The sequence below is a fragment of the Acinetobacter seohaensis genome (assembly GCF_056431365.1).
The window spans coordinates 44,066-57,309 of record NZ_JBWKMK010000143.1 but is presented as its reverse complement, the minus strand read 5'-3'; the positions used below and the strand labels follow the sequence as shown (position 1 = coordinate 57,309).

The 13,244-nt window shown below is 42.2% G+C and carries 9 protein-coding genes; 6 read left to right on the top strand and 3 right to left on the bottom strand.

The annotated features are described in order from the left end of the window. Window positions 1-203: 203 nt before the first annotated feature. Both clpB and AC07E5_RS14425 read left to right on the top strand, forming a co-directional pair. Complete coding sequence (gene clpB, locus AC07E5_RS14430) at window positions 204-2,783, top strand: ATP-dependent chaperone ClpB (RefSeq protein ID WP_498625710.1); 2,580 nt, start codon at window positions 204-206, stop codon at window positions 2,781-2,783. 228 nt (window positions 2,784-3,011) lie between these two features. Next, window positions 3,012-4,295 (top strand): DUF945 family protein, encoded by a 1,284-nt coding sequence (locus tag AC07E5_RS14425; protein ID WP_004971558.1) that lies wholly within the window; start codon window positions 3,012-3,014, stop codon window positions 4,293-4,295. Window positions 4,296-4,368: 73 nt separating this feature from the next. Here AC07E5_RS14425 and rlmKL read toward each other — a convergent pair whose 3' ends face one another. Continuing rightward, complete coding sequence (gene rlmKL, locus AC07E5_RS14420) at window positions 4,369-6,573, bottom strand: bifunctional 23S rRNA (guanine(2069)-N(7))-methyltransferase RlmK/23S rRNA (guanine(2445)-N(2))-methyltransferase RlmL (protein WP_167845927.1); 2,205 nt, start codon at window positions 6,571-6,573, stop codon at window positions 4,369-4,371. A 327-nt stretch (window positions 6,574-6,900) separates the two neighbouring features. Between rlmKL and AC07E5_RS14415 the strand changes: the two genes are divergently transcribed. From AC07E5_RS14415 to AC07E5_RS14400, 4 genes are all read left to right on the top strand, one after another. Beyond that, on the top strand, window positions 6,901-7,290 hold the full coding sequence (locus AC07E5_RS14415) for a hypothetical protein (protein WP_104851793.1): 390 nt from the start codon (window positions 6,901-6,903) through the stop codon (window positions 7,288-7,290). A gap of 305 nt (window positions 7,291-7,595) precedes the next feature. Continuing rightward, window positions 7,596-8,612: an aspartate carbamoyltransferase catalytic subunit gene (locus AC07E5_RS14410; protein ID WP_004971550.1), complete on the top strand. Its 1,017-nt coding sequence runs from the start codon at window positions 7,596-7,598 to the stop codon at window positions 8,610-8,612. Window positions 8,613-8,622: 10 nt separating this feature from the next. Beyond that, a complete protein-coding gene (locus tag AC07E5_RS14405; RefSeq protein ID WP_004971548.1) occupies window positions 8,623-9,858 on the top strand; it encodes a dihydroorotase in 1,236 nt (411 codons plus the stop codon). 231 nt (window positions 9,859-10,089) lie between these two features. Further along, entirely contained in the window at window positions 10,090-11,574 is a 1,485-nt protein-coding gene (locus AC07E5_RS14400) for an OmpA family protein (protein ID WP_498625709.1), read from the top strand. Window positions 11,575-11,853: 279 nt separating this feature from the next. On the opposite strand, the gene AC07E5_RS14395 is transcribed toward AC07E5_RS14400, so the two are convergent. Continuing rightward, window positions 11,854-12,492, bottom strand: coding sequence for a CoA transferase subunit B (locus AC07E5_RS14395; RefSeq protein ID WP_178318495.1), 639 nt, complete (start codon window positions 12,490-12,492; stop codon window positions 11,854-11,856). Between the two features lie 3 nt (window positions 12,493-12,495). Then, on the bottom strand, window positions 12,496-13,200 hold the full coding sequence (locus tag AC07E5_RS14390) for a CoA transferase subunit A (RefSeq protein WP_179989329.1): 705 nt from the start codon (window positions 13,198-13,200) through the stop codon (window positions 12,496-12,498). Window positions 13,201-13,244: the final 44 nt, after the last annotated feature.

Below are 13,244 nucleotides of genomic sequence, written 5' to 3'. Positions count from 1 at the left end.
GTTCAAATGGCGATTCAGCGTTTAATTGGTTTTGGGAAAAAAGAAGAGTTTAAGGAAATTTTGGCAATTTTAAGAAGGCAGAACCCTGATAGGATAAGGGTTCTGTGAAATTTGTCGTGTACAGAGAAAAAATTTAATTGAAATTTACGCCTGCGTTCCCATATATCCATCAAGTACACAATTTGTTGTGAGGAATAACAAGAATGCGTTTTGAAAAGTTTACCAACCGACTACAGCAAGCTTTATCCGATGCCCAATCTCTTGCGATAGGGAAAGATCATACTGCCATTGAAGGCATTCACTTATTGGCGACTTTGCTCGAAGAAGCTTCCAATGTCAGTTTATTACAACAAGCAGGCGCAAACCTACGTGATTTGCAAAGCAAATTACAGCAAGCGATTGCTGATGCACCGACTTTGGCCAATCCAACAGGCGATATCAACTTAAGTCCAGATGCGGTTAAAGCCTTGAATTTGGCTGACAGTTTTGCCCAAAAAGCAGGTGATGAGTTCTTGTCAACCGATTGGTTGATGCTGGGTTTGACCGAAGTGGGCGCGACCAAAACACTACTGAACAGTGTAGGCGTGACCTCAGATAGTTTGCGTAGCGTGATTGACAAAATTAGAGGGGATGAAAAAGTCATGAGCAATAATCACGAAGATCAACGTGACTCACTCAATAAATATACCATCGATTTAACCGAACGTGCGTTGGCGGGCAAGCTAGACCCTGTAATTGGTCGTGATGATGAAATTCGCCGTACCGTTCAGGTGTTGTCACGCCGTACCAAAAACAACCCAGTACTCATTGGTGAACCTGGTGTGGGTAAAACTGCGATTGTTGAAGGTTTGGCGCAGCGTATTGTGAATGGTGAAGTGCCAGAAAGCTTAAAAGGTAAACGTGTTTTATCTTTAGATTTGGGCTCATTGTTGGCAGGTGCGAAATATCGCGGTGAGTTTGAAGAACGCCTAAAAGCGGTCTTAAAAGACTTGGCGAAACAAGAAGGTGAAGTCATCTTATTTATTGATGAATTACACACACTTGTGGGTGCAGGTAAAGGCGATGGTGCCATGGATGCAGGCAATATGTTGAAACCTGCATTGGCGCGTGGCGAATTGCGCTGCGTCGGTGCCACTACTTTAGATGAGTATCGTCAATATATTGAAAAAGATGCAGCTTTAGAGCGTCGTTTCCAAAAAGTATTGGTTGATGAGCCAAGTGTAGAAGACACCATTGCAATTTTACGAGGTCTGAAAGAACGCTACGAAGTGCACCACGGGGTTAAAATTTTAGATTCGGCGATTATTGCCGCCGCTAAAATGTCGCACCGTTATATCACTGACCGTCAACTTCCCGACAAGGCAATTGATTTGGTGGATGAGGCAGCGTCACGGATTAAAATGGAGCTAGATTCTAAGCCTGAAGCCTTAGATAAATTAGAGCGCCGTTTAATTCAATTAAAACTGCAACTTGAAGCCGTGAAGAAAGATGAAGATGCAGGCAGCCGTGCTGAAGTTGCACATCTGGAAAAACAAATTATTGAAGTTCAAAATGAATACAATGATTTGGAAGAAGTTTGGAAAGCGGAAAAAACCTTGGTTGAAGGCACTAAGCAAATTCAGACTCAGCTTGATCAGGCACGTATGGCATTGCAAAAAGCGCAGCGTGAAAATGACTTGGCGGAAATGTCACGTTTACAATACGGTGTGATTCCTGAGTTGGAAAAACAACTGGCACAAGATGAGTTGGTTGAAGAGAAAGAAGAACCAAAATTATTGCGTAACAAAGTTACGGACAATGAAATTGCTGAAGTCGTGAGTGCTGCAACGGGCATTCCTGTATCGAAAATGCTGCAGGGTGAACGTGAAAAATTGCTACACATGGAAGATTTCTTGCATAACCGTGTGGTGGGGCAAGATGAAGCTGTGGTGGCGGTGTCGAATGCGGTACGTCGTTCACGCGCAGGTTTGTCTGATCCTAACCGTCCAAGTGGTTCGTTCCTGTTCCTTGGCCCAACAGGGGTAGGTAAAACAGAATTGACCAAAGCGTTAGCGAACTTCTTGTTTGACAGCGATGACGCCATGATTCGGATTGATATGTCTGAATTTATGGAAAAACACTCGGTCAGCCGTTTGGTCGGTGCGCCTCCAGGCTATGTCGGTTATGAAGAAGGTGGTGTATTAACCGAAGCAGTACGTCGTAAACCGTACAGTGTGGTGCTGTTTGATGAGGTGGAAAAAGCCCATCCAGACGTATTTAACATCTTGTTGCAGGTGTTGGATGATGGACGCCTAACCGACTCGCAAGGTCGCGTGGTGGACTTTAAGAACACTGTAATTGTGATGACTTCTAACTTGGGTTCACACGAAGTACGTGAATTGGGTGACAATCCAACACGTGAAGAAGTGCGTACCGTGGTCATGGCCGCAGTTTCACAACATTTCCGCCCTGAGTTTATTAACCGTATTGATGAGTTGGTGGTGTTCCATTCACTGGAAAAAGCACAAATTCGTGGCATTGCCGATATTCAATTGGATCGTTTACGTGCGCGTTTAAGCGAACGCGACTTGAGCTTGTCGATAGAAGATACTGCATTTGATCAATTGATTGAAGCAGGTTTTGACCCAGTCTACGGTGCGCGTCCATTGAAACGTGCAATTCAGCAACAAGTGGAAAACACATTGGCGCAAAAAATCCTCGCAGGTGACTTTGTTGCAGGTGATACGATTTTAATTAAAGCTGAAAATGGTCATTTGCTGTTTGAAAAAATGAAACTCAGCTAATTGGCTATGTGTAAGCAACTTTTAAGAAACCCAGCTTCGGCTGGGTTTTTTATGACTGACAATTTAGGTCACATAAGTAAAATTTTTGGTAAAAAATGACAGCTATTTTTAATATTTTGTGATGAATATTATATTTAAGTGATTTATTTGCAAAACAATTATCTTTTTTAAAGAAGATTAATTATAATTTATTGTTCAATAAGAATAGATAAATTCTGAGCAGAATCTATGTCAAAAATAGTATGGGGTGGAATGGGGGTTGCAGTGTTGGCAGGAGCTGTCACTGCAGGAAATTTATATGCAGATAAGAGCCTGCGTGAGCATTATCAACAAAATTTAAATCCTGTACCCAATGTGAGCGTCCAATATACGGACTACGACATGGGGACTTTAACAGGTACTGCCAAATGGAAAATGACCATTATTGCAGACCCATGTAATGCTAAAGAAAAACTGGTGTTTCACGGACAAGATCAAATTCAGCGGACATGGAAAGGTTACCAAATTGATTCTAAAATGAATCTGGAACAAGGGCAGGGACAATTTTCCGAGTTCTTTCAGCAGCCTCTAAATGTGACAACGCAAGTGAATTGGTTGGGTGTATCGACCACGAAATTGAGCATACCTGCTATAGAGAAAAAAGAAGCAGGACTTGAAGCTAAATTTTCTCCTATGCAGATTGAGTTTCAGGCGAAACAAAGTCAGGGGCAGCAGAAAATTGTAAATATGAGTTTTGATGTGCCTCAATTGACGGTGCTGGATCAATTTGGACATCTTCAAGTAAAAGGCATGCAGTTTAAAACCAATCAGGCTTTGAATGTGCAGTCTTTAGAGCCGGGCTATTTCCAATTCAGTATTGCAGAAATGCAGCGTCAAGACCCAAAAGCAGTGGGTTCAGGCAAAATGAAAGACTTCAGTTGGCGTATGGATACTCAACTGCATGAGCGCACGGTAGATATTCAATCGAAATTTAAAATTGCCGAGTTAGGTTTAAATAATGTGCCTGCCATGCAAGACCTGCAAGTGAATTGGGATGTTAAAAACTTGCAGCGCAGTAAAATGCAGACGTTTCTTGATATTGTGCAAAAACAAAACAACTCATGCCTAGAAGCGGAAAACTTTGAGAAAGATGTACAACAAGCCTTGTTGGCTGTGATTAATGAGGGCTTTCAGTTCGAATCCAAGAAGAATCAGTTGAAATTAGGCACAGGCAGTATTCGGGCAGATTTGGTTGGTAAAGTGATGCCAGGGCATCAAACCACTGTAGAAGGCTTAGCGAAAATGTTCCCAAGTTTGCTAGAAGTGCAAACCGATGTGAGTTTTAACAAACAAGTAGTCAAAACTATTATGAATAATTATATGAATGCTGCGGGTAAAAGCATGTCTGATCAAGAATTAGAACAGATGCTCAGTGCGATGCAAAGCAATCAGCAAATTCAACGTGATGGTGATGAATTTAAACTGTCGATGCATTATCAATATGGTGAAAAGAAGTTTTTAACTGGTCAATAATCTAGATACTGATCTACGATAAAACAAAGCCTGTTCAAATGAACAGGCTTTGTTGTATTGCCATATCGTTTATTTAAACAGGCGGGTGCTGAATTTTCCAAGCACGGTGGATTTTGGTGTTGCGTTTGAAATCTTGCCCAATGGTTTCATGGCTAATTTCCTGCACATCAAACATGGCTTCAATTTCTTCATCCATTTCAAAACCACGGTAGTTGTTGGAGAAGTACAGCGTTCCGCCTGTGGTTAAGCGGTTCATGGCACGCTTAATTAAAGAAACGTGGTCGCGTTGTACGTCAAATGTTCCGTAGAACTTTTTAGAGTTTGAGAAAGTTGGTGGGTCAATAAAGATCAGATCATATTGTTCATGACCTTCTTTGAGCCATTCAAAACAATCACTGGCAAAGAATTGATGTTGTTCATCGGCATGGTCTACCGTTAAACCATTCAATACAAAGTTTTCTTTAGACCAATTCAAATAAGTATTGGATAAATCGACGCTGGTGGTACTTGCTGCACCGCCAAGCGCGGCATGTAAACTTGCAGTTGAGGTATAACTGTATAAATTCAGGAAGTGCTTGCCACGTGCTTCTTTGGCAATACGTAAACGCATTTGACGATGGTCAAGGAACAAGCCTGTATCTAGGTAGTCGGTGAGGTTAACCAAAATTTTAGCCTGACCTTCTTGCACAATAAAACGCTTCGAGGCGGTACTTTGTTTGGTGTACTGGTTTTTACCTTCCTGACGGGCACGGGTTTTAATAAATACCGCATCGCGCCCTAAACCTGTGACAGCGCGAATGGCTTGTAAGGCAAGGTTAAAACGCTTTTTGGCTTTTTCAGGATCAATTTTTTTCGGCGGCGCATATTCCTGCACGTGCAAACGGTCGCCGTATAAATCGACTGCGACATTAAAGTCAGGTAAGTCTGCATCGTATAAACGCAGGCAATGCACATTTTCTTTCACCGCCCATTTTTTCAGGCTCTGCATGTTTTTTTGCAAACGGTTGGTGAAATCTTCTGCGCCTTCAATGGGTTCAAACTGTTGCGGTTGCCAATCTGCTAAGAATGGACGCGCGACTGTTGCAGGTTTGATCGTACCAAAACGGACATAAATTGGCAGTTTACCGTTCATCAAACGTAAAATTTGTGGGTCATTGAAAGCCAGCACATCGGCTTGTTCAACTTGGGCTGCAATGACGGCTGCTTTTTGATTTGGGAAATGCTTTTGCAAGAGGGCAGACAGACCCAAATATAAGGCACGGTTCGAGGCTTTATCGCCCAAACGCTCACCATAAGGTGGGTTGGTTACAATAAAGGCCTTTTTACCTTCGGCTTGAAAGTCGGGCCAGTCAGCCAAAGTACGTTCTTCAATTTGAATCTGATCGAGCAGACTTTCAAAACCTGCTGCAATAATATTTTGCTTGGTGGCTTTGACTGCTTCCCAGTCGGCATCGAAAGCATAAAATTTTGGCAATGGTTGTTGTAATGCAGTTTGATGGCGTTCAGCCGCTTCTGCTTTAATGCTCATCCATAATTCATGGTCGTGACCTTGCCAACCGTTAAAACCGAAACGACGTACCAAACCCGGTGCACGGTCAGTCAGCATCATCAATGCTTCAATAATAAACGTACCCGAACCACACATTGGGTCTAAAATAATGTCGGGTTGAATTTGTTGTAATTGACCTTTTTGCAGAATCGCTGCGGCAAGGTTTTCTTTAATTGGGGCATCGGTCATAAAACGACGATAGCCGCGTTTATGCAGTGAATCGCCAGATAAATCTAGGCAGTATGTATGTTCTTTTTTACCTGCCAACACGTATAAGGTAATTTCAGGCTGTTTGATGTCAATGCTTGGACGTTTGCCCACTGCATCCATAAATGAATCGACCACACCATCTTTAACGCGCAAGGTCGCAAATTGGCTGTTCACTTTAATGTCACGCTCTATATGCAAACGCACTGCAAAAGTACTTTGTGGCGCAAAAATCAGTGACCAGTCAAAGCTCAGCGCACCTTCATAAAGCTCTTCGGCTACATCGCGCGCGTCGTGACTAAATTCAATTTCGTGTGTGTGAATTGGTGTAAGGACACGTGAGGCTAAACGTGACCACATGCAGACACGATAGGCATTTTCGAGTGTGCCTTTGAAAATTAAACGACCCGGTAAACGTTCGATATTTTGAATACCTAAACCTTGCATTTCTTCTTGCAATAAGGTTTCAAGTCCATCTGCACAGGTGACCCAATATGTAGAAAGACGGGGTTTCGAATTCATGAAAATTTCCAAAAGCAATTCAGCAATCGGCTATTTTACCGTATTTTGTGCTAGAAAACTTAGTGATTTAGCGTGAATCGTGCAGAATTTTAAAGGTCTAGGTTTGAAGAGCTTCAGGGCATTTTTTACTGTTTTTTTCTAAAAAGGCAATGAGGATGTAATGACATCTCTAAAAAATTTTGAGTGATTGTATTGCGGAAAAATAAAAACCTGAATATTCACATGATTGGTATGTATTTTGCTCATACATTGTTGTGATGGTGAACATTTTGCAGATGAGCATCAAACACTGCAAAACAACAATGAAGCGATAAGGGGAATATTTAAATGACCACGGCTACTTTAAACACGGCACAGGCTTTAACAGCAAATAACGAGATTTTTTCAGTTGCCACTTTAATTTATACGCGATTAAGACGGGTCAGTGGACGTGTGATTGATGTCATGTATCTGGTTGAAAATTCAGACTATGCACGTGCTGTGCTGCAATTGGCGCTCGCTACACACGATGAGGAATTGTGCCGTTATGCGCTGCGCTTAAACAGTATATTGGCTAACTTAATGGATGCTGATGCAGAAATAACGTCGCCACAGACTGAAGCGCAGCAATTAGATGCAGTAGAAAATATAGAAAATATAGATGACTTGACTGAACCTACAGCTGAAGAAATTTATCGGGCGCAGGTGTCCCATCATTATATAGGGGCATTGCGTTAAACGGTGAATTGTACAGACTATGCCTACATAGCCTGAAGGTTGCGTAGGCAGTTGTAGGCGAAGATTGACCCACCAGATGTTCATCAAGCTCATATCAAGATGATTGGCTAGCAGAGCAGTTAAATATAAATGCCATCCTTTCACATCGCTTTGTAGAGTATTAAGCATGAAAGAAAGTGTAGATGAGTCTGCATGACTTAATTTTTAAAATCATAAGTTTCTTTTGACTAAATCACGCCAAGTTACACTGCTTTGCCAAATCAATTTCTGTATAATGCGTTAACTTAACGTATAAGGAATCTCTCATGCATTTGGCGGCATTGCATACTCCGAGCCAGATTCAATTGAATAAAGATGGGCATTTAAAACACTTTTTAACCATCGAAGGTCTTTCCAAAGAAACCCTCACCCAAATTCTGGACACAGCACAGTCCTTTTTCAATGAACAAAACCAACTGATCACCAATAATTTGCTCGAAGGGCGCACGGTGATGAATTTGTTCTTCGAAAACTCTACTCGTACCCGCACCACATTTGAAGCCGCAGCCAAGCGTCTTTCTGCCAATGTACTCAATATTGATATTGCCCGTTCAAGTACCTCTAAAGGTGAAACTTTGCGTGACACTTTGTGGAACTTAGAGGCGATGGCTGCTGACATTTTTGTGGTGCGTCATTCATCTTCAGGTGCAGCACATTTTATTGCTAAAACGGTTTGCCCAAAGGTTGCCATTATTAATGCGGGTGATGGCCGTCATGCACATCCAACGCAAGCGATGTTGGATATGCTGACCATTCGCCGTGAAACCCAACGACCTTATGAAGAATTAAGTGTTGCGATTATTGGTGATATCAAACATTCACGCGTGGCGCGTTCCGATGTGGCTGCCTTGCAAACACTGGGCTGTAAAGACATTCGCGTGATTGCACCGAACACCTTGTTGCCCTACGGTTTTGATGAATATGGCGCAGGCGTGCGTTTATTTAACAAAATGGAAGAAGGCATTAAAGATTGCGACGTGATTATCACCCTGCGTATTCAAAATGAACGTATTGATTCGCCAGCACTTGCCTCACAAGCCGAATTCTACAAAATGTACGGTTTAAACAAAGAGCGTTTGGCGCTTGCAAAACCAAACTGTATTGTGATGCATCCTGGTCCAATGAACCGTGGTGTCGAAATTGATTCAAGCATTGCCGATGGGCCTCAATCGGTGATTTTAAATCAAGTAACCAACGGTATTGCGGTACGTATGGCGGTATTGGCCTTGGCGATGCAAGGTCAATTGCAAGAACAAGGTTTGATTGACGCGATTGCGGTATAAGGAAAAAGTCATGGCGATTGTAAAAATTGAAAATGTACGTGTGCTTGACCCAATCCAGCAAATTGACCGCGTACAAACGGTATATCTTGAAAATGGCAAGTTGGTTGCAGAAAGTGCAGATATTAGCGAAAGCATAGATGCCCAAGGTCAATGGCTCATGCCAACTATGGTCGATTTATGCGCACGTTTACGTGAACCTGGTCAGCAACAACATGGCACGCTCAAATCTGAAGGCAAGGCCGCACGTGAAAACGGAATTCTGCACTTATTTACGCCACCCGATTCTAAACCAATCGTGCAAGACAACGGTGCACTCATTCATGGTTTGGTCGAAAAAGCCATGTTGGATGGTGGCATTTATTTAGAAGTGATTGGTGCACAAACTCAAGGTTTAAACGGCAAGCAGCCTGCCAATATGGCGGGACTGAAAAAAGGCGGCTGTAGTGCAGTGTCCAATGCCAATGCACCTTTTGAAGATGATGATGTCGTGATTCGCACACTGGAATATGCTGCAGGTTTGGACATGACCGTGGTGTTCTATGCCGAAGAACCGCAAATTGCTAAAGATGGCTGTGTGCATGAAGGTTTTATTGCATCGCGTCAGGGCTTGCCTATGATTCCAACTTTGGCAGAAACCGTAGCGATTGCCAAATATTTGCTGATGATTGAAGCCACAGGTGTACGTGCGCATTTTGGCTTATTGTCTTGTGGTGCATCAGTTGAATTGATTCAACAAGCTAAAGCCAAAGGTTTACCTGTCACTTGCGATGTGGCGATGCATCAACTGCATTTAACCGATCAAATTATTGATGGTTTTAACTCGTTAGCGCATGTACGTCCGCCACTGCGCTCAGAGCAAGACAAAGCATTACTGCGTCAAGGTGTAAAAGATGGTGTGATTGATGCGATTTGTACTCATCATGAGCCGTTAAATAGCTCTGCAAAAATGGCACCATTTGCAGATACTTTGTCAGGTTTTACTGCATTTGATACTTATATTCCATTTGGGATTCAACTGATTCAGGAAGGTCTGTTCAGTCCATTGGAATGGGTAGAAAAAGTGACACTTGCACCTGCGCGTGTGGCAAAAATGCAAAGTCGTTGGGAACAGGAAGCGGGTTGGGTCTTGGTTGATCCAGAAGTGGAATGGACACTGAACAAAGAAACGATTGTGTCACAAGGCAAAAATACGCCTTTGATTAATCAAGTTGTAAAAGGCAAAGCAGTACGCGTCTTTACTGCTTAATATGCTCTGATTGATATTTTATTTTCAAGTTTAAATAAGAGTCAGCTTCGGCTGGCTTTTTTATTGAATTTTAACAATCCCCAAATAGAAAATCGAAGAAGAGACTCTACATTCCGTTGACTCAAATTTCACAACAAAATCAAAACACCACAATTTATTACATTTGTTTAAATTTTAAGCATATACACTAAAAAACAACTTGAAAACAAAGACAAAAAAGAGGGCATATATATGCAAACAGATTTTATAGACTTGCTCAAACAAAGTGTGTCATCCATTGTATTGGAAGGGGAAACCCAGCATTTGCTTGAAAAAAATCAGGCATTAAATAGTTTTTATCCCATTTTATTGTCTATTTTAAATTCACGACCTGAACTGATTGACAATCTGCTGCGACAACTGAATCCACGTGTGGGCGATGTCTTTGGTTCAAACTTGTCTTTAAAACAGCAGTTTATGGATATGGTGAGTGGCACAGCACCACAAGCCGAAATTGAAAATACACTGAATCGTTCTATTGCACCTAGTCTAAACTTTCTTGAAAATCAGGCAGGTTCATCAGACCGAGTTGCGATTCAACATTTATTGCAAAATAATTTATATTCAATTCAGGCAGCTTTGCCGCAGTGGGCAACAGCATTATTGGCTGCTTTGGGGGTAAATAATGCTGCGGGCCAAACCGTACATCAAGCACCTGAAGTCATTGTGACTGAGCCAGTAGAAGAACGCCGTTCGTGGTTATTGCCAATTTTAGCTTTAATTATTTTAATTGGTTTATTGGCATTTTTATTCCGTGCATGTAGTGACCGCAACCAAGCGCCTGCAACCACACAGACCCAAGTGGCAGCAAATCAGGCTGCAATGTTGCAAGTCAGTACAGGCAGTGATGGTAATTTGATGACCTGTCAAATTTTGCTGAATAATCCAAGCTATATGGAAATTCTGCAGAATGAAGTGAAGCAAATTTTCAATCATCCAACAGGTTGTGGTGCAGAAAATTTTGCCAACTATCATTCGGAATTTATTGATCAGGACGTGATTCCAAGCGTTTTAAAAATGCTGAAAGGTGTACCGAATGTCAATTTAAACTGGGTGGGTAATCAACTGTCTATTCAAGCCGCGAACCCTGCCGATGCAGAGCGTTTAGCCAGTCAAATTCGTCCATTGGCTAAAAACATGACTGTAGTGACTCAGCAACCTGCAGAAACTACAGTAACCGATGTTAATCAGGCTGTAACCAGCAGTATTAGCAATGCCGAGCAGGCTTTGGCTGCAATTAATCCTGACAATATTCAAGCTTTGGATATTGCGACGGCACTCAATATGCAAATCATTAATTTTGATTCTGCATCGACTGAAATTCCAGCAGCCAATAAGTCTATTTTAGATCAGGCTGCGGTATTGATGCAGCGCGCGCCACAAGTGCAATTAACCGTGAAAGGGCATACCGATGCCGTAGGTGATGCCAATGCCAACAAAACTTTGTCACAACAACGTGCGCAAGCAGTGGTCGATTATTTAGTATCACGTGGTGTAAATCCGGGTCAATTGCAAGCCATTGGTTTTGGTTCAGAGCAGCCGATTGCGGCAAATGCAACGCCAGAAGGTCAATTTAAAAACCGCCGTATTGAGTTTGAAGTCTTGAATGTAGATACAGGCACGGTGCGTAGTGTGGAAGATGCTGGCGTGGTAGAGCAAAAGGCGCCTCAATCTTAAAATAGGTCTATTTTCTTGTAAGCCTTCACTTTGCAAAGTGAAGGCTTTTTTTATTGCAGATCAGTGCCGAAGTATCGTGCAAATATCGAAATTGAAAGTAATTTTTGGATGCTCTTTGGTTTGAGGAATAGTTTTATAAATTAGTGATTTGTTGAGTAGATTGAATAAGTTGAGTGGGAAAGTATGAAAGTCAAAACAAACCCTCTCCCTTGTATTAGGTTTTAAAGCAGTGTATCAAAACTTGCAAAGGAGAGGGGGAGTTAACTTGAGATAAATTCATCAAGCTGCGACTTTTTGCAAGGCAACGCCTGTAACTTTTTGAATTTCATCAAAACTGACATCAGGTGCAAGTTCAATCAACTTTACGCCTTGTGGGGTAATATCAAGTACGCCTAAGTCGGTAATGATACGATGCACCACTGCTTTACCCGTAAGTGGTAAACTGCACTGCGATACAATTTTAGGTGTACCATCTTTGGCACAATGTTCCATCAACACCACAACTTTTTGTACGCCTGCGACCAAATCCATTGCACCGCCCATGCCTTTAACTTTCTTGCCGGGAATCATCCAATTGGCAAGATCGCCTTGTTCAGAAACTTCCATTGCCCCTAAAATGGCGATATTGACATGCCCGCCACGAATCATGGCAAAGGAATCTGCGCTGGAGAAAAATGCCGCACCTTTACGTGCAGTCACAGTTTGTTTGCCTGCATTGATCAGGTCGGCATCTACAGTGTCGGCAGTCGGAAATTCACCAATGCCAAGTAAGCCATTTTCAGACTGCAACCAAACATTGATATGTTCAGGAATATAATTGGCGACCAGTGTGGGTAAGCCAATGCCTAGATTGACATAAAAACCATCTTCTAATTCTTGTGCAGCGCGCTGCGCCATTTGATTACGCGTCCAAGCCATGTCTTAAGCCTCCGCCTTTAAAGTCATTTGTTCAATACGTTTTTCTGGGTTTGCATTGAGGACAATGCGGTTCACATAAATACCGGGTAAGTGGATTTCGTCTGGGTCTAAATCGCCAATTTCAACAATCTGTTCAACTTCGGCAATGGTGATTTTGCCTGCCATGGCACAGACAGGATTAAAGTTTTGTGCTGTTTTACGGAAAACAAGATTGCCCGCTTTATCTGCTTTGTAGGCTTTGACCAAAGCGACATCTGCGGTCAAAGATTCTTCTAAAATATAATCTTTGCCATTAAATTCACGGACTTCTTTTCCTTCGGCAATAACAGTGCCTACACCTGTTGGGGTGAAAAATGCAGGAATACCCGCACCGCCTGCGCGTAATTTTTCTGCCAGTGTGCCTTGCGGGGTAAGTTCAACTTCCAGTTCACCGCTTAAAAACTGGCGTTCAAATTCTTTATTTTCGCCGACATAAGATGAAATCATTTTTTTAATTTGTTTGGTTTCAAGCAATAAGCCTAAACCAAAACCATCGACCCCTGCGTTGTTGGAAATACAAGTCAGCTGTTTCACACCTGTATCTTTTAACGCAGCAATCAAGGCTTCAGGAATACCGCATAAACCAAAACCACCCACCGCCAAGGTATGCCCATCTTGAACCACGCCATTTAATGCAGCTTGTGCGCTGTCATATACTTTATTGGACATTTGTCACCTCTTTATTCTCTGCACGGCATTCACTTGCCATGTTG

What these genes read in the sequence shown, in the direction of transcription:
- clpB (WP_498625710.1), top strand. Translation starts at nt 204, where the DNA reads ATGCGTTTTGAAAAGTTTACCAACCGACTACAGCAAGCTTTATCCGAT.
- AC07E5_RS14425 (WP_004971558.1), top strand. Translation starts at nt 3,012, where the DNA reads ATGTCAAAAATAGTATGGGGTGGAATGGGGGTTGCAGTGTTGGCAGGA.
- rlmKL (WP_167845927.1), bottom strand. Translation starts at nt 6,573, where the DNA reads ATGAATTCGAAACCCCGTCTTTCTACATATTGGGTCACCTGTGCAGAT.
- AC07E5_RS14415 (WP_104851793.1), top strand. Translation starts at nt 6,901, where the DNA reads ATGACCACGGCTACTTTAAACACGGCACAGGCTTTAACAGCAAATAAC.
- AC07E5_RS14410 (WP_004971550.1), top strand. Translation starts at nt 7,596, where the DNA reads ATGCATTTGGCGGCATTGCATACTCCGAGCCAGATTCAATTGAATAAA.
- AC07E5_RS14405 (WP_004971548.1), top strand. Translation starts at nt 8,623, where the DNA reads ATGGCGATTGTAAAAATTGAAAATGTACGTGTGCTTGACCCAATCCAG.
- AC07E5_RS14400 (WP_498625709.1), top strand. Translation starts at nt 10,090, where the DNA reads ATGCAAACAGATTTTATAGACTTGCTCAAACAAAGTGTGTCATCCATT.
- AC07E5_RS14395 (WP_178318495.1), bottom strand. Translation starts at nt 12,492, where the DNA reads ATGGCTTGGACGCGTAATCAAATGGCGCAGCGCGCTGCACAAGAATTA.
- AC07E5_RS14390 (WP_179989329.1), bottom strand. Translation starts at nt 13,200, where the DNA reads ATGTCCAATAAAGTATATGACAGCGCACAAGCTGCATTAAATGGCGTG.